Below are 19879 nucleotides of genomic sequence, written 5' to 3' on the forward strand. Positions count from 1 at the left end.
CCACAATGCAGGAGTACATCGAACGAGTGACGGAGGGAGAGGATCTGACGGTTAGCCAGGCACGCGAGGCCGCGACGGCGGTCTTCGAGGGGGCCACCGAGGCCCAGATCGGCGCGTTGCTGTCGGCGCTGCGGGCGAAAGGCGAGACGGAAGACGAGATCGCGGGCTTCGCACAAGGGATGCGCGACGCCGCACGGACGATCTCGCCCGATCGGTCGCCGCTGGTCGACACCTGTGGGACCGGTGGGGACGATTACAACACGATCAACGTCTCGACGACCAGCGCCATCGTCGCCAGCGGGGCGGGCGTCCCGATCGCCAAGCACGGCAACTACTCGGTCTCCTCGTCGTCGGGTAGCGCCGACGTGCTGGAGGTCGCGGGGGTCGACGTCGAGGCGGAACCGCCGGCGGTCGAAGGTGCCATCGAGGACGACGGGATCGGGTTCATGCTCGCACCCGTCTTCCATCCGGCGATGAAGGCCGTCATCGGCCCGCGCAAGGAACTGGGGATGCGGACGATCTTCAACGTCCTCGGGCCGCTGACGAACCCCGCCGGTGCCGACGCACAGGTGCTCGGCGTCTACGACCCCGACCTCGTGGAGCTGATCGCCGACTCGCTGACGCACATGCCCGTCGAGCACGCCATGGTCGTCCACGGTGCCGGACTGGACGAGATCGGCATCCACGACGAGACGGTCGTCGCGGAAGTCCAGGGCGACTCCGTCGAACAGTACCGGCTCACGCCCGACGATCTCGGCCTCGACCGGGCGGACATCGAGGCGGTGGCGGGCGGCTCGCCCCAGGAGAACGCGGCAGATCTGCGTGGGATCGTCGAGGGCGAGGTCACGGGCCCCAAGCGGGACATCATCCTCGCGAACGCGGGCGCGGCGGTCTACGTCGCGGGTGAGGCAGACTCCCACCGCGACGGAGTCGAGCGCGCGCGACAGGCCATCGAGGAGGGCCGCGCCGCCGAGAAACTCGCCGATCTCTGTGCGGTCGAGCAATGACGCGAGCGAAGATCTGTGGCATCACGCGCGAGTCGGATCTCGACGCCGTCGTCGCGGCCGGCGCGGACGCGGTGGGCGTCACCGCCGCCGTCACCGTCGACACGCCCCGCGAGGTCTCGGTCGAACAGGCCGCCGACTTCGCGGCCGCAGTGCCGCCGTTCGTCACGAGCGTGCTGGTGACGATGCCCGACACCGTCGCACGCGCGGTCCAACTGGTCGAGCGCGTCGAACCGGACGCCGTCCAGTTGCACGGGAATCTCGGACCTGACGAAATCGCCGCGGTCGGTGATCGCGTGCCTGTGAAGACTATCGCGGCCGTGGACGTGACCGATCCGGCCGTCGGCGACTACGCAGACGCGGCCGACGCCCTCCTGGTAGACTCCGTGGACGAACAGGGCGGTGGCGGAACCGGCGAGACCCACGACTGGGAACGCACGGCCGAACTGGTCGCAGAACTGAACGCCCCGGTGATCCTCGCAGGCGGGCTCACGCCCGAGAACGTCGCGGAGGCGGTCGACACGGTCGAGCCGTTCGCCGTGGACGTAGCGAGCGGCGTCGAGCGCCAAGGTGGCGTCAAGGACCACGACGCAGTCAGGCGGTTCGTCGAGCGAACCGGGAGCGCGGTGGTCGACGCATGATGGACACCAGCCGCGAGGAGTTTCTGGAACTTTCCGACACCGATGAACCCGCGGTCGTTCGCGTCGCCGCGGAGTTGCCCGCCGACGTGGAACCACTGGCCGCCTACGCCGCGCTGACCGGGCGGACGACCGACGCCGAGCCCGCTCCCTACGCCTTCCTCCTGGAGAGCGCCGAGAAGGTGGCCTCCAGCGACCCAGATGGGGCGTTCGCGCCGACCAAGGAGGAGCGTCACGCCCGCTACTCCTTCGTCGGCTACGATCCCGAGGCAGTCGTGACCGTCGAGAGCGAGGGGGCGAGCGTCGAGACGTTCGACGACCGGTACGAGGGACGCGTCTCGGTCGCCGACGGGGACGGGAGCGAAGGGGGCGACCCGGACACGGTCGACCACCTCCGGAGCGCGCTCCCGGACGCGACCCTGCGGGGGTTCAACGGTGCGGACCGCCAGCACCTCGACGGCGGGCTCGTGGGCTTTCTCTCCTACGACGCCGTCTACGACATGTGGCTCGACGAGGTGGGACTCGAGCACCCCGGGGGCCGGTTCCCCGACGCGCAGTTCGTCCTGAACACGAAGACGCTGGTGTTCGACGACAAGGAGGGGACCGTCTCGCTCGTGTTCACGCCGCTCGTGACGAACGAGGAGGACGCCGGCGAGCGCTACGACGAATTGCGAGCGGAGGCCGAGCGCGTCGCGGCCCTGCTCGACGACGAGGTGGCCGTCGAGACCGGTGGGTTCACTCTCGCCGACGAGCGGGCCGACCCGCGCGAGGACTACGAGGCGGCGGTCGAACGCGCCAAAGAGCACGTCCTCGACGGCGACATCTACCAGGGCGTCATCTCCCGGAAACGCGAACTCGACGGCGAGGTCGATCCGCTGGCCTTCTACGAGTCGCTTCGAACTGTGAACCCCTCGCCGTACATGTACCTGCTGGGCTACGACGGGCTGACGATCGTCGGCGCGAGCCCGGAGACGCTGATCTCGGTGCAGGACGACCGGATCGTCTCCAACCCCATCGCGGGGACCTGCGACCGCGGGACCTCGCCGGTCGAGGACCGCCGGTTGGCCGGCGAGATGCTCGCCGACGGGAAGGAACGGGCCGAGCACACGATGCTTGTCGATCTCGCGCGTAACGACGTGCGCCGGGTCGCCGAACCCGGGAGCGTCCGCGTCGAGGAGTTCATGAACGTGCTGAAGTACAGCCACGTCCAGCACATCGAGTCGACGGTGACGGGCGACCTCGCCGCCGACGCCGACCAGTTCGACGCGACCCGGGCGGCCTTCCCCGCGGGGACGCTCTCGGGCGCACCGAAGATCCGCGCCATGGAGATCATCGACGACCTCGAACCCGAACCGCGGGGCCTGTACGGCGGCGGCGTCGGCTACTACTCCTGGACCGGCGACACCGACTTCGCCATCGTGATCCGGACTGCGACGGTCGAGCATGGCGAGGCGTGGACTGCCTCGGAGACGCGAGCGGCGAACGAAGAGAGCCGCGAGCAGGGGAGCGGCCCCTACACCGCCGACCGCGAGGACGACCTGGACCGCATCACCGTCCAGGCCGGCGCGGGCATCGTCGCCGACTCCGATCCGGCGAGTGAGTACTACGAGACCGAGAAGAAGATGGACGGCGTGTTGACCGCGCTGGACGGGATCGCGGATCAGTCGGTGGAAGCCGACGCCAATCCCGACGAGTCCGGCGACACGACCGCCGACGATCCGGCCGCCGACGCCGAGGAGGTGTCCCGATGAGTCCCGCCGCTGACGACACCGCGGCCGACGGGGAGCGCCAGCGGGTCCTCTTCGTGGACAACTTCGACTCGTTCACCTACAACCTCGTGGAGTACGTCAGCGAACACGCCGAGACGGAGGTACTGCGCAACACGGTCTCGCTCGCGGACGTGCGCGCAGTCGACCCCGACGCCATCGTGATCAGCCCGGGTCCGGGCCACCCCGCGAACGAACGGGACGTGGGCGTGACCACCGAGGTGTTGCGCGAGCTGAGCCCCGAGGTGCCGACGCTGGGCGTCTGTCTCGGCCTCGAAGCCGCGGCCCACGTCTACGGCGGGACGGTCGGGCGCGCGCCCGAGCCGATCCACGGGAAGGCGTTCGCCATCGACCACGACGGGACGGGCGTGTTCGACGGCCTGGAGCAGGGGTTTCAGGGGGGCCGTTATCACTCGCTGGTCGCGACCGAGATTCCGGACTGCTTCGACGTGACCGCGACCTGCGAGAACGACGGCGAGGAGCTCGTGATGGGGATTCGCCATCGCGAGCACCCCATCGAGTGCGTCCAGTTCCATCCGGAGTCGGTCCTGACCGCCGTCGGTCACGACGTGATCCGGAACTTCCTCGAGTGGGCCGCCGATCAGTAGGGCGCGGCGACCAGCACGTCGCCGAGACTGATCGCGCCCACGAGCCAGAGGACGGTCACGGCGACGGCCGCGATCAAGACGAGCCGCCAGGCCAGACTCAACAGGATGCGGCCGACGAACAACACTACCGCCAGCGCCACGAGTCCGAACAACAGCGTGGGCGGCGAACCGAGCGGACCGAGTTGAACGGGTAACACGTCCGACAGTACAGCACCGCGACAATAAAACGTACCGGCCGGTCCCCGCCTTTCGTGTCGAGATTGGCGCGCGCGCACCGCTCGCACCGCACTCGAATCTCGGACGGTACATCCTGCCGCTGTCTGTTGATTATCCCCTCTCTCGTCGGGCTGAATCACGGATCGAAGCCACTCCGAACGCGTCGCGACACCACGTACCCGAACCCCCTCCGATTTCCACTGGAAACCACTCCCCCGTCTATCGGTTCTCGAAGTTTCGATTTCACTTTCACTCCGGTCTGGCCAGCCTTAAGAGTGGTCGGTTCCTCGCAAACGAACGTAGCAAACACGCCCGCGAAGCTGTGCTTGCGGGCACGGAATGACAAGCAAGTTACATCTGTATCGCCGCGAAAAAGCCCCAACGACAAGGGTTATTTGCCACCCACGTTAACACGAGTTCCGTTACAAATGACAGGTCAGAGGCCCAGGATCGAGTCGCGAATCGTACGCCAGACAGCGCCGGAGAGGGGGGAGCGTCCGTGAGCCGGCGCGATCTCTCGACCGACGAGGTGACGCTGCCGATCAAGCGCACCGAGGGGGAGACCCTCGAGGAGCGGCTGACCGGCAACGCCTATGGGAACATTCTACCCGCGCGGTATCTGCGGAAGGACGCCGACGGCGAACTGATCGAACAGCAGGAGGATCTCTTCGACCGGGTCGGGAAGAACATCGCGCTGGCCGAGGCGGTCTTCGAGGCCGGCAAGCGGGACGTGACGATCACCGTCACGCCCGACCAGCTCAAGCCCGACCACCCGCGACGGGACGAACTCGCCGCCGAGGTCTTCGGTGCGGGCGTCACCGCCGATTCCGACGCCGAGACGACGCTCTCTATCTACAACGTCAACAAGTTCGCCTACGAGACGCTGGTCCCCGAACTCCCCGACGGAATCCGAGAGCACGTCGAGGAGACGGCCGCGGAGTTCCAGGACCTGATGGAGCGACTCGCCTTCATGCCCAATTCGCCGACACTCATGAACGCGGGCGACGAACTCCAGCAGCTCTCCGCCTGTTTCGTCGACTCGCCGAAAGACGACATCGACGACATCCACGAGACCGCCAAGGAGGCCGCGCAGGTCTTCCAGTCCGGCGGTGGCATGGGCTACGCCTTCTGGCGACTCCGCCCCTACGGCGACGCCGTTGGCTCGACCGGTGGAATCGCCTCCGGGCCCATCACGTTCATGCGCACGTACGACCAGATGTGCGAGACCATCGCCCAGGGCGGTGCCCGCCGGGGTGCCCAGATGGGCGTCATGCGCGTCTCCCATCCGGACGTGATCCAGTTCATCCACGCCAAGAACAAGGACGTGAGCCTCGCGGAGACCCTGCGCCTGAACGACCCCGACGACTTCACGCACAACTCCTTCGCCGACGCGCTGGAGGAGGCCCGCGAACTCATCGACGACGACGGCAAAGTGCCGGAGCACCTCCGCAACGCCGTCGAGGGCCACCTGTCGAACTTCAACATCTCCGTCGGGATCACCGACGACTTCATGGAGGCCGTCAAGGCGGGCGAGGAGTTCACCTTCACCAACCCGCGCACCGGCGAACCCCACGTCGCTACGCCCGAGACCAAGGAACTGTACGATATGTTCGGGCTCGGCGACCACGTCGAAGTCGGCGAAGTCCTCTCGGTCCCCGCCGAGAAGGTCTGGGACCACATCGTCCAGGGCGCACACGAGAACGGCGAACCCGGCGTGATCTACCTCGAACGCGTCAACAAGGAACACTCCTTCGACGTGGAGGAACACCCCGACCACCGCATTCTCGCGACCAACCCCTGCGGCGAACAGCCCCTCGAGGAGTACGAGGCCTGTAACCTCGGCCACATCAACCTCTCGACGCTGGCCGCCGAGGACGCGCCGGACTGGCGGGTCTGGTCCGAACAGCACCGCGACGAGTACGACAGTCTGGAGGACGCCGTCGACGCGTTCCTCGACGAGGCACTCGACATCGACGAGTTCGACCACCGCATCGAGATGGGGACGCGCTTCCTGGAGAACGTGGTCACCATGTCCGATTTCCCGGTCGAGAAGATCGAAGAGAAGGTCCGGGAGATGCGCAAGATCGGGCTGGGCGTGATGGGGCTGGCCCAGCTGTACGTCCAGCTCGGTATGAAGTACGGCGACGAGGCCTCCAACGAGGTCGCGCGCCAGATCATGCGCCACATCAACCACGGTTCGAAATGGGCCTCCCACGAACTCGCCGAGGACCGCGGCGCGTTCGACGAGTGGGACAACTCGAAGTACGCCGACCCCACCGAGTACCGCGAGTGGTTCGAGAAACAGACCGGCCTCGACGCCGACGAGTGGGAAGACGGGTTCACCATCCGCAACCACAACACGACGACCATCGCGCCGACGGGCACGACGAGCATGGTCGGCAACACCACCGGCGGCTGTGAGCCCATCTACAACGTCGCCTACTACAAGAACGTCTCCGACGACGTGCAGGGCGACGAGATGCTGGTGGAGTTCGACGACTACTTCCTCCGCGTGCTGGAGGAGAACGGCATCGACGTGGACGCCGTGAAGGAGGAGGCTCAGGAGCAGATGGCGACGAACGAGTTCGATGGCATCGACGGCCTCGACACCGTGCCGGACGCCATCGGCGAGCTGTTCGTCACCACGCAGGACCTGACGGCCAAACAGCACGCGGCGATCCAGACGGCCTGTCAGGAGGGCGTCGACTCGGCCATCTCGAAGACGGTCAACGCGCCCAACGACTCGACCGTCGAGGACGCCAAGGACGTGTTCGAGTACATCTACGAACACGGCGGGAAGGGCGTCACCTACTACCGCGACGGCACCCGCAGCAAGCAGGTGCTGACCACGCGGGCGGACAACGCGGAATTCGCAGAGATGGACGAAGACGAGGCCGCCGAGGTCCTCAGCGAACAGATCGAGGACATCTTCGGTAGCTTCGAGGCCTTCATCGATCACGAGGACGTGCAGGCCGAACTGGACGTGTCCGCCGAGGACCTGTTCGATCTGGACGCGAGCAAGTACGCCGACAAACGCTCCCGGCCCGACGCGCTCCGGGGCGTCTCCCAGCGCATCGACACCGGCTACGGGAAGGTGTACGTGACCATCAACGAGGACCCACAGACGGGCGAACCGTTCGAGCTGTTCGCCAACATCGGGCATTCGGGTGGGTTCACCAACTCCTTCACCGAGGCGCTGGCGAAGGTAATCTCGACCGCCCTGCGCAGCGGCGTCGATCCGGACGAGATCGTCGACGAACTCCAGGGTACCCGGTCGCCGAAGGTCGCCTGGGACAAGGGCGAGCAGATCCAGTCCATCCCGGACGCTATCGGCACGGCCCTGCGTCGCTACCTCGACGACGAGATCGACAAGGGCTACCCCGAGCAGAAGACCCTCGAAGAGACGGCGAGCGACACCGAGACCGCCGAGGACCCCAACGCCGAGGCCGTCGCCGACACCGGTGCTGGCGCGCCCGAACCGGACGGCGGTGCCAAGGCCAAGTCCGGCGAGGACGCGACGCAGGAACTCATCTCTAGCGGCGAGAGTCCGGAGTGTCCCGACTGCGGCGCGATGACGCTGTACTACTCGGAGGGTTGCAAGACCTGCGAGTCCTGTGGCTGGTCCGAGTGCTGACTGGCCGCTAACCTCCCCCGTTTACATCTGGAGCGTGTGACACTGGGGAGCGATCGAACGCGAGTCGCGCGATTCGTTTTTCGCCGACGATTCAGGATACGCCGACTACCCTATGGTCGGGAAGAGTTAAGCCAGCGCTGGCCCACCCGAGGGTATGGACGAGGACAGCGCCGGGGCTGGTACGGACGAGGCTTCCAACTCGGCGACCGGGACCGACGACTCCGCGGGTCGCCCCTGTCCACTCTGTGATCGGCCGATGTACAGCCGTCACTGCAAGTACGTCTGTCCGGAACACGGCGTCGTCTACGACTGTGCGGACACCTTCTACTGAGTGTCGGCGGTGCCCGGGCGTCGCTTCTCCCCCAGATGTCGGTAGGCCGGGCCGACGAGCAACAGGGCCGCGAGCGCCAGCAGGCCGACGATCACGTCGAGTCCGATCGTCGCCCCCGACGCGGTGAGTTCGTGCATCGACCGCCCGGCGAGGACGGCGGCGATCACCCACGGGATCTCGCCGGCGGTCGAACCGAGCACGTAGTACCGCACCGGGATCCGCGTGAGTCCGGCGGCGTAGGAGACGGCGTCGGAGGGCAGCGGCAGGAGTCGGGCCACGAGGACGCTCCGGAACGCGCCGGTCGCGGCGACGAACTGCCCTGCGTGGCTCTCGAACCGGGACGCCAGCGACCCACCGAAGTCCGTGTAGCGGGCCAGCAGGTAGACGGGCAGGTTGGTTACGGCCGCACCCGCAAGCGCGATGGGGATCCCGACGAGACCGTACACGTAGCCGACGAGGACGGAACACACGGCGACCGGGAGCAGCGCGAGCGGGCGAAACAGGTAGATCCCGGCCAGCACGACGGCGAACAGCGCGGGCTGGCCGGCGAGGCTCTCGGCCCACCGGAGGACGGCCGTCGGCGACCGACCGACGACCGCGACGGCCGCCACGGCGGCCAGAATCGAACCGACGACCAGCCGCTGACGCGTCACGCCTCGCATCTACCCACAACCCGATTCCCCGGCGATATACCTCTTGTGGTGGGCTCACAACCCTTAATTCGGTCGCCGTCACAGTGTCCGACGTGCAGGACGCCGACCCGGTGGAACTCGGGCTGGAACTCCTCGCCAGCCTCGAACACGACTCGCTGTCCGTCGCCGCGGCGCTCGACCGGATCGAGACCGTCACCACGGATCCGTCGATTCAGCGCGAGATCCTCGACACCGCCGTCGCGCGTGGCATCGTCGAGCGCGAGGACGGCACGGTCCGCCCGACCAGTCACGACTACGTGAGTTTCGAGACGGACGTAATCACGAAAGACGGCGAGTTCTCCTGTCGACGGTGCGGTGCCGGGCTCTCGACCGGCTACTTCATCACGTTCGACGCCGGGGAACACGGCCCCTTCGGATCCTCCTGTATCCGAAAAGTCACCGGTCGGGAGGACTAGCGTCCCTCGCGCAACTCCTCGATGAGCTTGTTTATCGTCCGCTGCTGTTTTTCGAGTAACTCGTTGTGGCGGTTCACCGCCGTCGTCAACTCGGCGAGCTGGGCCTCCACGGCGTCGAGGTCCTGCTGACTCGCCACGTCGCCCTGGCTCGTCGCGGTCGAGGACACGTCGGACTGGCCGCCGTTCGACTGGCTCTCCTCGCCGGGCCACTCCCGCGCACCGGCCGACTCCGACGCAGAACTGGCGTCCGTTCCGGTCTCGGCCTGCGACCTGGACTCGACCTGCGCGCTCGTCTCGGACGAATCGGTCGCCGTGGGCCCGTCGATGCTCGCGCTCGCTCGCTCCTCGTCGTCCGAGACCAGCGGGTCGATGCCGCCGCCGATGTCGATGTCGCTGCCGCCGTCGCTGTCGTCGCGCTCCGTTTCGTCCGCGTCGTCGTCGATGCCGATGCTGGCGTTCAGTTCCTCCAGACTGCCCACGCCGTAGAAGTCGAAGACGGCGTCCTCGACGACCTGCTGGACCTTGCGCGCCTGATCGTTCGGGGTCTTGATCCGCTTCGGGCGGCCGTCGACTTCGAGGACGACTTCGGTCGCGACGTTGCCCTCCTCGAAGCCGAGGCCGGTGAGGTCCGCGAAGGGGTACTCCTCGAAGTCCTCGGTCCAGACCGCCGAGCCGATGTGGCGGACGACGCGCTGTTCGGTGACGATCATCACGAGTTCGCTGAACCGGAAGGCACCGACGACGGACTCGTCGGGGTCGGTCACGCCGTCGGCCCGGAGGATGCCGGTCAGGAGTAGTTCGAGCACCGCTCCATCCCTGTTGCTCGGGACGCCGAACGACCGCGTGCCCTCGACGTATTCGAGGACGAACTTCGTCTTCCGGCGCCCCTCCTTGACGTCCAGCCACTCCACGTCGTGAGGGAACTCCTGGACTTTCTCGTCGCTCAGCAGTCCTTCGGCCCGGTACAGCAGTGTCCGGGTCGGCGTGAGACAGACGACGTCTTCGTCACCGAGGTTGACGCCCAGCTCGACGTCCTCGCCCCCGAGCGCGTCCCGGACGAGGTCAGGAATCTCCATGGTCGTTGTGTGCTTGCCGGGTGGCTTAAATCCGCGGGTGGTGTGCCCCCGTCTCACTCCGGGTTCGGTATCACCAGCTTACCCGTCTCCGGACCGGATAAGCCCGGCTTGTCGGCCGATACCCCCCGCGTAACAATTCCGCCCGCCCTCGACCTGCTGGCCGTGTCCCGCCCCGTCTCGCTCCTCATCGCCGCCCTGGCAGCCCTCGCACTGCTCTCCCTCGGCGTCTCCACGGCCGTCGCTGCTCCCTCCGTGGTCGATTCGCCGGCCAACCCGATCGTCCAGGAGAACGGCTCCGACCCGACGCCCGAACCGGACGCCGACGAACCCGGAGCCGACGATGATGAGGAATCCGACGATGACGACGAAGCTGACGAATCCGAAGGCGGCGAGGACGAGGCGGGCGAATCCGACGGTGATCCGGATTCGCCCGAGTCCGACGACTCCCCGTCCAACGGGAACGGCGAACCTGCCGAACCGAACGGGCCAGGTGGCCCCGACTCCGAGCCCGGTGACGAATCGGAGAACGACGAGCCGGCTATCGACACCGACGAGGCCGATGAAGACGAGGCGGGGGATGACGACGATGTTGACGATGCCGACGAAGACGACGATGCTGACGACGGAGACGACGATGCTGACGACGGAGACGACGATGCTGACGACGGAGACGACGATGCTGACGACGGAGACGACGATGCTGACGAAGACGACGATGCTGACGACGGAGACGACGATAGCGACGCCGACGAAGATGGCGAGAACGAACCGGATCGATCACCGGACGAGTCGGATGATGAGAGCGAGGCGGAAAACGGCGACGCGTCCTCGGGAGAATCGGAGGACGACGAGGACGAAGAGGACGAAGAGGACGAAGAGGACGACGGGTCGGAAGACGATGGGGAGGGCGAAGAGTCCGATGAGGACGAACCGGGGAACAACGAGGGAGACGACGGGCCGGAAGACGACGAGAGGGGCGAGGAGTCAGAAGATGACGAGGGAGAGGACGGCTTCTTCGATCAGATCGGAGACATATTCGACGACGACGAGGGGACCGATGCCGACGACGATTCGACCGACGAGGAAACGCCAGAGCCCGATCAGTCCACCCCTGACCGGTCTACGCCCGACTCGACGCCGGCACCTGCGACCGATACGCCCGACAGTGACACGCCGGCCGAGTCGACACCCGACGGTGGGACGCCCACCCCGGTAGAGCAGGAGCCAACCGACGACCCGTCGACACCGGCCGATCCGGATACGCCCGAACCCGAGACGCCCGCCGAAACTGGGACCGCGGATACGCCTGCGCAGCCGGACATGCCTGCCGCGCCCGAGACGCCAACCGAGCCGGATACGCCATCACAGACGGCCACGCCCGCGGAACCGGAGACGCCGACCCCACAGCCGACGGACCCAGATCCCGGGACGCCCGAACCGACCGACGCGCCTGAAACCGACACTCCAGAACCGACGGCTACAGATACTCCAGAACCGACGTCCACTGACACTCCAGAACCGACGGCTACCGACACCCCTGAGCCGGCGACCACACAGCGACCGGTCGACGAGGACGAGGCGGACGACGGTGGTGACTCGAACGATGGAGCGGAGTCGGACGACGGTGGCGACGCCGAGAGCGGCGGGGGTGGTGAACCCGTGGACGCGTCCGGGGACGACGATGGCGGTGATGTCGACATCAACGTGGACGACGTCTCGGGACTGGGTCCGGTAACCCCACAGCCGGTGACGACGGAGCGGCCGCCGGAGACCGTCACGCCGTCAGATACGACGACGGAACGGGCGCAGGTGGAGACGGTGACGCCGGAGACGGCGGCGAACGCGGCCGCGGCGGCGCGGACGGAGACCGAGCCGGTGGCGACGCCGAACGGGACCGTCGTCGGGCCTCACGTCACGGAGGCCGACGGGGCCGGGTTCGGGATGGTCGCTGGGTTCGTTGCGCTGGCGCTTCTCGTGTGTGGGATTCGCTGGCAGCGACGGGGATAGCCGCCCGAGATGGGAAGGTTAAAGACGACCACTCGTTTAGCACCGGGTGCACACTGAGCCCGGGTGGCTTAGCTGGACATAGCGCCGCACTCATAGGGTTTTCGAGACTCTGCGCGGCGTCGCTCCCGGTCCCGTGAGGCCCGTCAGCCTCGAACCTGGGACATGCGGAGATCGAGGGTTCGGAGCCCTCCCCGGGCATTTCCTTCCGTCGCGAACCTCGTGTGAGCGACTGCTCCGAAATGCCCGGCGGTGGGCGGAGAACCCGGGAGGTTGCACGCGAACGCCAGTGAGCGTGCAAGAGGCGAGACGCGCACCGCGCGTCTCGACGTAGTTCGCGAGCCCTCCCCGGGCATCCTCTCGAACGCCACGAGCCAACTGCCAGTGGCAATGCCGTGCGAATGCCCGGCCGACTTCGAACCGTAGGGTCCCGCCGAGCGGAGCGAGACGGGAGCAGGAAAATCTCCGGTTTTCCGTGGTTCGGAGCCCCTTTCCGAGGGTTCGATCGTGACTGCTAGCCGGGCCAGCCGGTCGAAAAAGCGGCCTATCGCGGGACGTCGCTGACGCAATCGGTCGCGATCCAGGCGTCGGTGTTGCCCGTCTCGGTGAACACGGTCCGGTCCGCTGCCCCCTGGATCGTCGTTACGACTGGCTGTCCCCGCGTCTCGATTTCGGAATCACGAGCCCCCGCGTCCCCATCTGTCCTGTCAACGCTACCCATACTGTTGCGTTGGGAGATGTGGGTGTAGCCGTTGTGCGAACATATTGCGGCCGTTTAAGCTTCGACGTTCCTGAAGGCTGATATCACTGGCACCGCTGGATCGAGTATGAACAAGGAACGACTCCGCGAGCGCGTCTGGGACGACCTCGACGAGAGCGGGGAGGCGCGGTTCCCGTTCCCGCCACACGGGCGCATCCCCAACTTCGCGGGCGCGGACGAGGCCGCAAAGCGACTGACCGACACCGACGCGTGGGCCCAGGCCGACGTGATCAAGGCCAATCCCGACGCGCCCCAGCTGCCGGTCCGGCGCGCGGCGCTCCGGCAGGGGAAGACGGTGTACATGGCCGTGCCGCGATTGCGCGACGAGAAGTGTTTCCTGCGGCTGGATCCCGCCGAGATCGAGGACATCGATCACGCGACGACGGTCGGCGGCTCAGCCGAGGTCGGAGTGCAGGTCGGCCCGGACGAGATGGACGATATCGGGCTGATCGTCTCGGGGAGCGTCGCCGTCACCGCCGACGGCGCACGGGTCGGCAAGGGCGAGGGGTACAGCGACCTGGAGTTCGCGGTCTTGCGGGAACTCGGGCTGGTCGACGACGCGACGCCGGTCGCGACGACCGTCCACGAGCGACAGGTGGTCGACACGGCCGTGCCGACGGGGGATCACGACGTGCCGCTGGATCTGGTGGTGACGCCAGAGCGGACGATTCGAACGGGGGGCGGTGAGAAGCCGGCGGGGATCGACTGGGGGTTGCTCTCGGCCGAGCGCCGGACGGAGATTCCGGTGCTCGATCGGTTCGCTCCGGAGTGACGGGGCCTGCCGATACTCGACCGCGGGCTGTCACTGAACTGGTGTCGGCCGACCGGGGAGATTTTTATACCTCTGGGGTCCCGAAAGCGACTGAATGGAAGTCACCGAGTCGGTGGCCAGGGCGGCCCTCGATACGCTGTCGAGTCAGGTCGCCGTGCTGGACGAGGAGGGACACATCCTGTTCACCAACAGTTCGTGGGGGACCGTCGGTGACGGGACTGCCGGGACGGACGTCGAGGCGGAGGGGGTCAACTACTTCGATTCGGTCGATCCGGCCGCAGACGACTACGCCGTCGAGGCGGTCCGGGGGATTCGGCGGGTTCTCGACGGCGAGTGCGAGGAGTTCACCTTCGAATATCCCTGCCACACGCCCGAGCAACAGCGCTGGTTCCTGATGCGCGCGACGCCGTTTTCCATCGGCGACGGCAACTTCGCGACAGTCGCACACATCGACATCACGGACCGCCGGCTCGCCGAACTGGCGGCCCAGGAGAACGCCGAGCAGGCCGAACAGGAACGGCGCAACCTGGAACACCTCGTCGACCGCATCAACGGACTCGTCCAGGACATCACCCGGTTGCTCGTCGAGTCGGTCTCCAGAGAGGAGATCGAACGCGGCGTCTGTGAGCGTCTCACTGACACCGACCCCTACGTGTTCGCCTGGATCGGGAGCGCCGACATCCCCGCGGAACGGCTCCGTGTGCGGGCAGCGGACGGGTCAGCGGACGTGAACCTCGACGCGGAGACAGTCGCGCTGGCGGCCGACGCACCGACGCCGAGCGCTCGGGCGTTCGCGACCGGGGAGTCCCACATCGTCTCGACGGTCGACGGTGGCTCGGCCGTCGGACGACGCTACGGAGACGCGGGGGTCGAGGCGCTCATCTCCGTCCCGATCGGCAACCGGGAGAGCGAGTACGGTGTCCTCACCGTCTGTGCCGATCACCCCGACGCCTTCGACGAGCGCGAACAGGTCGTGCTGGAAGCGCTCGGTCGGGCCATCGCCAACGCCATCGACGCTCTGGAGAGCAAGCGGACGCTCACCGCCGACCGGATCGTCGAACTGGAGTTCACCGTCGGGGATCGGACGCTGCTGCTCAACGCCGCCTCGGCCGAACTCGGCTGTCGATTCTCCCACTCCGGATCGGTCTACGGCTCGGACGGGACGCTCCGGGAGTTCTACACCGTCGAGGGCTGTGATCCCGAGACGGTCCGGGAGTTCGCGACCGACCACGACGCCGTGGTCGACGTGACGATGCTCGCGGCGCACGACGACGGCTGTCTCCTCCAACTGGCGCTCGACGGCTCGCTCGTGGAACGACTCGTCGACCGGAGCGCGGTCACGAAGGCGGTGACCAGCGAGGACGGTGTGACGACCTTCACCGTCGAACTCTCCCGCGAGGCCGACGCCCGGGCGCTGTTCGAGGAGGTCGCCGACCGGTACGACGGGACCGAACTCGCCGGCTACCACGAGCACGAGCGGCCGGTCCAGACCCGCCAGGAGTTCCGTGCGGGCCTCGAAGACCGGCTCACCGACCGCCAGCTCACCGCGCTCCGGACGGCCTACCACAGCGGCTTCTTCGACTGGCCCCGCGCCGTCGACGGCGACGAACTCGCCGCGATGATGGACATCTCCCGGTCTACCTTCCACCAGCACCTCCGCGTCGCCGAGCGAAAAGTGCTCGACTCCTTCTTCGAGCGCGACAGGCAGTGAAATCGACCGGCCGATCCCACCTGAGTTATCAGTTTTGACAGCCGGAGGGGCACCGTTTTGTCGCGAGTTCCCGTTCGATAGGTATCAATGTCACGTGAGAGCGGTCTCGACGCCGGTATCGGGGACGATATCGAAGACGACGTGGAACAGGACATCGACCGCGACGCGGGGTACGACCACGACGCGGCCAGTGAGATTCAGACCTCGATCGCCGAACTGGAGGACTCGTCGGTCGAGATCGCCGGTCGGACCCGGGAGATCTCGGACCTGGCCCGCGAGCAACACCAGGGGATGTCCGAGGTGGCCAACGAGGTCTCGACGCTGTCGGCGTCGGTCGAGGAGATCGCCTCCTCCGCGGAGGAGGTCGCGGCCGCCAGCAAGGAAGCGCGGGACCTCGCGGACGACGGACAGGAGTCGGCCGAAGAGGTCGTCGAGGCGATGGAGGAGATCCAGTCGGCGGCCGACAGCGTCGCCGAGGACGTCCGAACGATCCAGTCGAGCGTTCAGGAGATCGACGAGATCGTCGAGATCATCAACGACATCGCCGACCAGACGAACATCCTCGCGCTGAACGCGTCCATCGAGGCCGCACGCGCCGGCCAGGCCGGCGAAGGGTTCGCCGTCGTCGCCGACGAGATCAAAGACCTGGCGGGCGAGTCACAGGCACAGGCGGGCGAGATCGAGGGCATGATCGACGAGATTCAGGAGAACACCGAGCAGGCCGTCGGTAGTCTCGAACGGAACAACGAGCGAATCGAAGGCGGTATCGAGTCGGTCGACGACGCCATGGACAACCTCGAGGAGATCAGCGAAACCGTCCGCGAGGTCAACAACGGGATCGAGGAGGTCGCGACCGCGACCGACCAGCAGGCCGCCTCGACGGAGGAGGTCGCCAGCATGATCGACCAGTCGACCGACAACGCCGCCGACATCGTCGACGCCGTCGACGATATCACCGACGAACTCGACGATCAGACCGACGAAGTCGCCGATATCAACCGATCCGTCGACGACCTGATCGCGGACGTGCAGGGGCAAAGCGCCGCCGGCGACTGACTGCGACGGGAACCCTCAAGACTGTGGGCCGCTATCCGCCTCTATGACCGGGTCATCCGACCCGACGGTGATCCGCTCGATCGCGGTCGACGCCGAGGACGTGGTCACCGCACTGGAGGCTGGTCGGCGGAGCGGACGGGATCCCGTCCTGCGCGTGACGCCGCCGTTCAGCGGGCGCATGCGCGCCCGGATCCACCGCGGCGGCGCGACCGACTACGACGACGAACCCGCGCCGATCCACGTCGACCCCGACGACCTCGTGGCCGACGCCGCACCGTCCTATCCGACCCCCGCCGAAACCGAGGACGCGCTCCGGGACGACGCGTCCGTCGAGTACACCCGGGAACGCCACCGCGAACGCCACGCGGCGGCTGTGGCGGACTGGCGCGAGGCCGTCGCCGACCACGTCGTCGATACCGTCACACTCGAGACGCCGACCGGTCCTCACGAGGTCGGTGTCACCGTGCTCGGGTGACGCCACCGTTTTTGGCCGCCCCTGCCGAACCACCGCTATGTCCGACGCCACGCCCGACGCCTCGATCCTGAGCCACGGCGAACGCGAGATCGCTGCGATGCTCCGGGAGGGTCACTCCGTCGAGGAGATCGCCACTGCACGAGACGAGTCCGTCGACTCCGTCGAGAAAGCGATCGACCGCATCCGCGAGAAGACCGACCGCGCGCTCGCGACGCTGCTCGCCTCCCCGTTCACCGACTGCGCGGCCGCCGACCTCGACCCGACGAGTCGCGACCGCCTCCGCTCCGAACTCGATCCGAGCTAGTTGTTGGCGTGAGTGTGTTAACCAATGTCTTACAACGCGCAGTCACCACCACTCGTTCCGGACGGATGGCTGTGGAATAATGCCTGGCTATAATTCCACGTCACGGATCTAGATCGGAGTATAAAATTTATCGGGCGATCTGCGGCCGTCGTGAAAGGTCCGTATGCTGTCGGTATCCAAATGAAATGAACCGAAACGGATCGAAGGCTCGACCGGTTATAAGGGGGTAGCTGTCCAAAGAACGAGTAGAACGATACGATGTCCTCGTCGAGTCCCTCCAGCAACGAACGGCAACGGTTCCCGCCAGTGAGTGACGTCCGGCCTACGCTGGCGCAGTACGGGACGGGTCTGAAAACCGGTGTGACCGGTCTCGCCTTCTGGTCTGCAGTCGTCCTGCCTTTCCTCTACCTCCCGCTTCTGGCATACGGTTTCCGGAGCAGTTCGATCGTCGGTGCCTTCGTCGGTCTGCTCGCCCTGAACGTGGTCGCGGCGGTCATCGGTCACCGATACCACGACTGACACTGCTGCCCGCCTTACCCCGCATTCTCCAGCCGCTCGTCCCGTAGCGCCCGGAGCACGTCTTCCCGGGCGATGATGCCGACGACGCGACCGTCGCCGGACTGCGTCCGGCTGCCAGAGGCGCTTCGCGCCTCGCTGTCTTCGACGACCGGCAAGCGGTTGATGTCCCGCTCGCGGTCGGCCAGCAGGTCGAGCACGCGGTCGATGTCGTCGTCGGGTGTGACCGTCACCACGTCGGCCGTCATCACGTCGCTGATCGACTTTCCGGAGTTGCGCACCATGTCCAGTCCCACGTCGAGGTTGTCCCACGAGAGGTCGATCCCGTAGGTGAGGCTCTCCAGGAACGGGGGGAAGCCGACGGGGATCCACAGCGTCCGGTCGGAGGGCTGGAACAGGTCGACCAGATCGCCCTGTGTGACGATGCCGACGAGTTCGTCGCCGTCGGTGACGGGGTAGCCGTTGAACTTCGCGCGGGCCAGTTTCGTGAGCACCTCGGCCACGTCGTCGTCGGGGGCGACCGTCTCCACGTCGGTCGTCATGATGTCGCGAGCGGTGGGCATGCGGAGGAGGACGGCCGGCCCGGCCGTAGGCGTTCCGGTCGCCGAACCCACCTACGGGCACCCGGTCATCTGCCAGATCGGGCCATATATTTAAATTGTCCCACGTCTAAAGAGGAGGTATGGCCGCTTACGGCCGGCCGTCCCTTCGGGACCTGTTCGACGAGTCGCCGACGCCACACATTGCACACCCCCCTCGCACCCACCACCGGGACTTCTATCTCGCCACAGACGGCTCCTACAGGGGCCGACGTGGCGCGGTCGGGGGCGAGGACGACCCCGACGGCGGTCTCGGCGTGGTCATCGAGACACGCGACGGGGAACGTGTGGCCCGGCTCTCGGTCGCGGACAGCGCCCCCGACAACAACGTCGCCGAGTACCGCGCACTCCATCTGGGGCTGGACGTCCTCGCGGCACGAGCGCCCGCCGACGCCCGCGTCGGCGTCCTGATCGACCACGACGACCTGGCGGGCAACGTCAACCAGGCCGTCATCGACGCCCGCGGGGCCGACTGGAACCCCGCCGTCTCCGTCCCCGCGGCCACGACCCACCACTGGCGGGGGATCCGCGCCCGGATCAACGGCTTCGACGAGATCCGGGCCGCCCGCATCTCCAGTGACGTGAACCCGGCCCACCCGCTCGCGAACGCGCCGGACCAGTACGCCCACGTCAATCACGAACCCGACCGGTGTGTCATCCCACAGGACCAGTCCGAGAAGCAGGTACCCCCGCCGTCGCGGTCGGACCGCGGTGCGAGCGACTGAGGCGGGAGATTTAACTCACTGGCCGTTGCCACGATGTGTCAATGGGGGGCGATGGGGGGTTCTGGGAGCCAGTGGCGTCGGTCGCACAGGCTGGCGTGCTGACCCTCGCGCTGACCATCTACGTCGTCGTCGAACTGTGGGGCGGTGTCCCCGATGGCTCGATAGCGTTCGCGCTAGTGGCCCTCGTCGTCGGCGTCGGCGGCGGCGTTGGCTTCGCCTACATCGACGTGATCCGGCTGGACGTGGACCCGCTCGACGAGTACGTCTTCCTCGTGACGCTACTGGCCGTCGGGCTGGTGCTGGCCGAAATCGGGTCACCGGTCGGCGTCCCGACCGCGGTGACCGTCGCCGTCCTCGCCTTCCTCTGGACCGGTGTGATCGCCCAGTTTTACTTCGCGACGGAGTCGCGGCTGACGGCCGTGCGTCCGGAGTGAGGGCGGTCGAGAATCGCACGCGTCCAGCATCCGCGCGCCGGAGGCGCGCGGTTCACTCCGAGCGAGCGCACGCGCTCGCTCGGAGCAGTTTTTCCCCATGTTTTTGCGATGGGGGGTGCGCGGAGCGCACCCCCCGACGTAA

Annotated in this window: 21 protein-coding genes and 1 tRNA gene; 17 read left to right on the forward strand and 5 right to left on the reverse strand. The window is 67.1% G+C overall.

Annotated elements, in window-relative coordinates; genetic code table 11:
* Positions 1 to 5 precede the first annotated feature (5 nt).
* From trpD to trpG, 4 genes are read left to right on the forward strand one after another with little or no spacing between them, the layout of a single operon-like run.
* A complete protein-coding gene (gene trpD, locus BV210_RS13840) occupies positions 6 to 1007 on the forward strand; it encodes an anthranilate phosphoribosyltransferase (protein ID WP_077207218.1) in 1002 nt (333 codons plus the stop codon).
* On the forward strand, positions 1004 to 1645 hold the full coding sequence (locus tag BV210_RS13845) for a phosphoribosylanthranilate isomerase (protein WP_077207219.1): 642 nt from the start codon (positions 1004 to 1006) through the stop codon (positions 1643 to 1645). The genes trpD and BV210_RS13845 overlap by 4 nt, the downstream gene beginning before the upstream one ends.
* Positions 1642 to 3393, forward strand: coding sequence for an anthranilate synthase component I (trpE, locus tag BV210_RS13850; RefSeq protein ID WP_077207220.1), 1752 nt, complete (start codon positions 1642 to 1644; stop codon positions 3391 to 3393). The genes BV210_RS13845 and trpE overlap by 4 nt, the downstream gene beginning before the upstream one ends.
* Positions 3390 to 4016 carry an anthranilate synthase component II gene (trpG, locus tag BV210_RS13855; protein ID WP_077207221.1) on the forward strand — a complete coding sequence of 209 codons (627 nt, stop codon included), beginning with the start codon at positions 3390 to 3392 and terminating at the stop codon, positions 4014 to 4016. The genes trpE and trpG overlap by 4 nt, the downstream gene beginning before the upstream one ends.
* On the opposite strand, the gene BV210_RS13860 is transcribed toward trpG, so the two are convergent.
* On the reverse strand, positions 4010 to 4213 hold the full coding sequence (locus BV210_RS13860) for a hypothetical protein (protein WP_077207222.1): 204 nt from the start codon (positions 4211 to 4213) through the stop codon (positions 4010 to 4012). The genes trpG and BV210_RS13860 overlap by 7 nt on opposite strands.
* 518 nt (positions 4214 to 4731) lie before the next feature.
* Between BV210_RS13860 and BV210_RS13865 the strand changes: the two genes are divergently transcribed.
* Positions 4732 to 7866, forward strand: a complete 3135-nt coding sequence (locus BV210_RS13865) for an adenosylcobalamin-dependent ribonucleoside-diphosphate reductase (RefSeq protein ID WP_077207223.1) — start codon at positions 4732 to 4734, stop codon at positions 7864 to 7866.
* Between the two features lie 154 nt (positions 7867 to 8020).
* Entirely contained in the window at positions 8021 to 8197 is a 177-nt protein-coding gene (locus tag BV210_RS20895) for an HVO_2523 family zinc finger protein (RefSeq protein ID WP_172824900.1), read from the forward strand.
* Here the strand turns inward: BV210_RS20895 and BV210_RS13870 are convergent.
* Positions 8191 to 8859 (reverse strand): TVP38/TMEM64 family protein, encoded by a 669-nt coding sequence (locus BV210_RS13870; RefSeq protein ID WP_077207224.1) that lies wholly within the window; start codon positions 8857 to 8859, stop codon positions 8191 to 8193. The two genes, BV210_RS20895 and BV210_RS13870, sit on opposite strands and share 7 nt — an antisense overlap.
* Before the next feature lie 83 nt (positions 8860 to 8942).
* On the opposite strand from BV210_RS13870, the gene BV210_RS13875 reads away from it, so the two are divergent.
* Positions 8943 to 9305 carry a DUF5830 family protein gene (locus BV210_RS13875; RefSeq protein ID WP_371340796.1) on the forward strand — a complete coding sequence of 121 codons (363 nt, stop codon included), beginning with the start codon at positions 8943 to 8945 and terminating at the stop codon, positions 9303 to 9305.
* Here BV210_RS13875 and BV210_RS13880 read toward each other — a convergent pair.
* Positions 9302 to 10381, reverse strand: a complete 1080-nt coding sequence (locus tag BV210_RS13880) for a hypothetical protein (RefSeq protein ID WP_077207226.1) — start codon at positions 10379 to 10381, stop codon at positions 9302 to 9304. The genes BV210_RS13875 and BV210_RS13880 overlap by 4 nt on opposite strands.
* Positions 10382 to 10489: 108 nt before the next feature.
* Between BV210_RS13880 and BV210_RS13885 the strand changes: the two genes are divergently transcribed.
* Together BV210_RS13885 and BV210_RS13890 are read left to right on the forward strand one after the other, a co-directional pair.
* Positions 10490 to 12388 (forward strand): hypothetical protein, encoded by a 1899-nt coding sequence (locus BV210_RS13885; RefSeq protein WP_157526029.1) that lies wholly within the window; start codon positions 10490 to 10492, stop codon positions 12386 to 12388.
* A 57-nt stretch (positions 12389 to 12445) separates the two neighbouring features.
* A tRNA-Met gene (locus tag BV210_RS13890) sits at positions 12446 to 12586 on the forward strand.
* A gap of 343 nt (positions 12587 to 12929) precedes the next feature.
* On the opposite strand, the gene BV210_RS20300 is transcribed toward BV210_RS13890, so the two are convergent.
* A complete protein-coding gene (locus tag BV210_RS20300; RefSeq protein ID WP_172824901.1) occupies positions 12930 to 13106 on the reverse strand; it encodes a hypothetical protein in 177 nt (58 codons plus the stop codon).
* A 106-nt stretch (positions 13107 to 13212) separates the two neighbouring features.
* Here BV210_RS20300 and BV210_RS13895 point away from each other — a divergent pair, with 106 nt between their 5' ends.
* The 6 genes from BV210_RS13895 to BV210_RS20645 all read left to right on the forward strand — a co-directional run bounded on the left by BV210_RS13895 (position 13213) and on the right by BV210_RS20645 (position 17982).
* The gene (locus tag BV210_RS13895) at positions 13213 to 13917 is read left to right on the forward strand and encodes a 5-formyltetrahydrofolate cyclo-ligase (RefSeq protein ID WP_077207228.1); all 705 of its coding nucleotides are present in this window, start codon (positions 13213 to 13215) and stop codon (positions 13915 to 13917) included.
* 94 nt (positions 13918 to 14011) lie between these two features.
* Positions 14012 to 15628 carry a bacterio-opsin activator domain-containing protein gene (locus BV210_RS13900; RefSeq protein WP_077207229.1) on the forward strand — a complete coding sequence of 539 codons (1617 nt, stop codon included), beginning with the start codon at positions 14012 to 14014 and terminating at the stop codon, positions 15626 to 15628.
* A gap of 87 nt (positions 15629 to 15715) precedes the next feature.
* Complete coding sequence (locus BV210_RS13905) at positions 15716 to 16684, forward strand: methyl-accepting chemotaxis protein (RefSeq protein WP_077207230.1); 969 nt, start codon at positions 15716 to 15718, stop codon at positions 16682 to 16684.
* Positions 16685 to 16727: 43 nt separating this feature from the next.
* Positions 16728 to 17159, forward strand: a complete 432-nt coding sequence (locus BV210_RS13910; protein ID WP_077207231.1) for a hypothetical protein — start codon at positions 16728 to 16730, stop codon at positions 17157 to 17159.
* A 37-nt stretch (positions 17160 to 17196) separates the two neighbouring features.
* Positions 17197 to 17463 carry a hypothetical protein gene (locus tag BV210_RS13915; protein WP_077207232.1) on the forward strand — a complete coding sequence of 89 codons (267 nt, stop codon included), beginning with the start codon at positions 17197 to 17199 and terminating at the stop codon, positions 17461 to 17463.
* A gap of 360 nt (positions 17464 to 17823) precedes the next feature.
* Positions 17824 to 17982: a hypothetical protein gene (locus tag BV210_RS20645; RefSeq protein WP_253741528.1), complete on the forward strand. Its 159-nt coding sequence runs from the start codon at positions 17824 to 17826 to the stop codon at positions 17980 to 17982.
* 14 nt (positions 17983 to 17996) lie between these two features.
* Here BV210_RS20645 and BV210_RS13925 read toward each other — a convergent pair whose 3' ends face one another.
* Positions 17997 to 18542, reverse strand: a complete 546-nt coding sequence (locus BV210_RS13925) for an HPP family protein (protein ID WP_077207234.1) — start codon at positions 18540 to 18542, stop codon at positions 17997 to 17999.
* A 119-nt stretch (positions 18543 to 18661) separates the two neighbouring features.
* On the opposite strand from BV210_RS13925, the gene BV210_RS13930 reads away from it, so the two are divergent.
* Both BV210_RS13930 and BV210_RS13935 read left to right on the forward strand, forming a co-directional pair.
* On the forward strand, positions 18662 to 19303 hold the full coding sequence (locus BV210_RS13930) for a ribonuclease HI (RefSeq protein ID WP_077207235.1): 642 nt from the start codon (positions 18662 to 18664) through the stop codon (positions 19301 to 19303).
* A 41-nt stretch (positions 19304 to 19344) separates the two neighbouring features.
* Positions 19345 to 19737, forward strand: coding sequence for a hypothetical protein (locus BV210_RS13935; protein ID WP_077207236.1), 393 nt, complete (start codon positions 19345 to 19347; stop codon positions 19735 to 19737).
* Positions 19738 to 19879: the final 142 nt, after the last annotated feature.

Source organism: Halorientalis sp. IM1011, assembly GCF_001989615.1.
GTDB lineage: Archaea > Halobacteriota > Halobacteria > Halobacteriales > Haloarculaceae > Halorientalis.

Excerpts from the sequence above, each read along its gene's own strand:
- trpD (WP_077207218.1), top strand. The coding sequence starts at position 6 with ATGCAGGAGTACATCGAACGAGTGACGGAGGGAGAGGATCTGACGGTT.
- BV210_RS13845 (WP_077207219.1), top strand. The coding sequence starts at position 1,004 with ATGACGCGAGCGAAGATCTGTGGCATCACGCGCGAGTCGGATCTCGAC.
- trpE (WP_077207220.1), top strand. The coding sequence starts at position 1,642 with ATGATGGACACCAGCCGCGAGGAGTTTCTGGAACTTTCCGACACCGAT.
- trpG (WP_077207221.1), top strand. The coding sequence starts at position 3,390 with ATGAGTCCCGCCGCTGACGACACCGCGGCCGACGGGGAGCGCCAGCGG.
- BV210_RS20895 (WP_172824900.1), top strand. The coding sequence starts at position 8,021 with ATGGACGAGGACAGCGCCGGGGCTGGTACGGACGAGGCTTCCAACTCG.
- BV210_RS13870 (WP_077207224.1), bottom strand. The coding sequence starts at position 8,859 with ATGCGAGGCGTGACGCGTCAGCGGCTGGTCGTCGGTTCGATTCTGGCC.
- BV210_RS13880 (WP_077207226.1), bottom strand. The coding sequence starts at position 10,381 with ATGGAGATTCCTGACCTCGTCCGGGACGCGCTCGGGGGCGAGGACGTC.
- BV210_RS20300 (WP_172824901.1), bottom strand. The coding sequence starts at position 13,106 with ATGGGTAGCGTTGACAGGACAGATGGGGACGCGGGGGCTCGTGATTCC.
- BV210_RS13895 (WP_077207228.1), top strand. The coding sequence starts at position 13,213 with ATGAACAAGGAACGACTCCGCGAGCGCGTCTGGGACGACCTCGACGAG.
- BV210_RS13900 (WP_077207229.1), top strand. The coding sequence starts at position 14,012 with ATGGAAGTCACCGAGTCGGTGGCCAGGGCGGCCCTCGATACGCTGTCG.
- BV210_RS13905 (WP_077207230.1), top strand. The coding sequence starts at position 15,716 with ATGTCACGTGAGAGCGGTCTCGACGCCGGTATCGGGGACGATATCGAA.
- BV210_RS13910 (WP_077207231.1), top strand. The coding sequence starts at position 16,728 with ATGACCGGGTCATCCGACCCGACGGTGATCCGCTCGATCGCGGTCGAC.
- BV210_RS13915 (WP_077207232.1), top strand. The coding sequence starts at position 17,197 with ATGTCCGACGCCACGCCCGACGCCTCGATCCTGAGCCACGGCGAACGC.
- BV210_RS13925 (WP_077207234.1), bottom strand. The coding sequence starts at position 18,542 with ATGCCCACCGCTCGCGACATCATGACGACCGACGTGGAGACGGTCGCC.
- BV210_RS13930 (WP_077207235.1), top strand. The coding sequence starts at position 18,662 with ATGGCCGCTTACGGCCGGCCGTCCCTTCGGGACCTGTTCGACGAGTCG.
- BV210_RS13935 (WP_077207236.1), top strand. The coding sequence starts at position 19,345 with ATGGGGGGCGATGGGGGGTTCTGGGAGCCAGTGGCGTCGGTCGCACAG.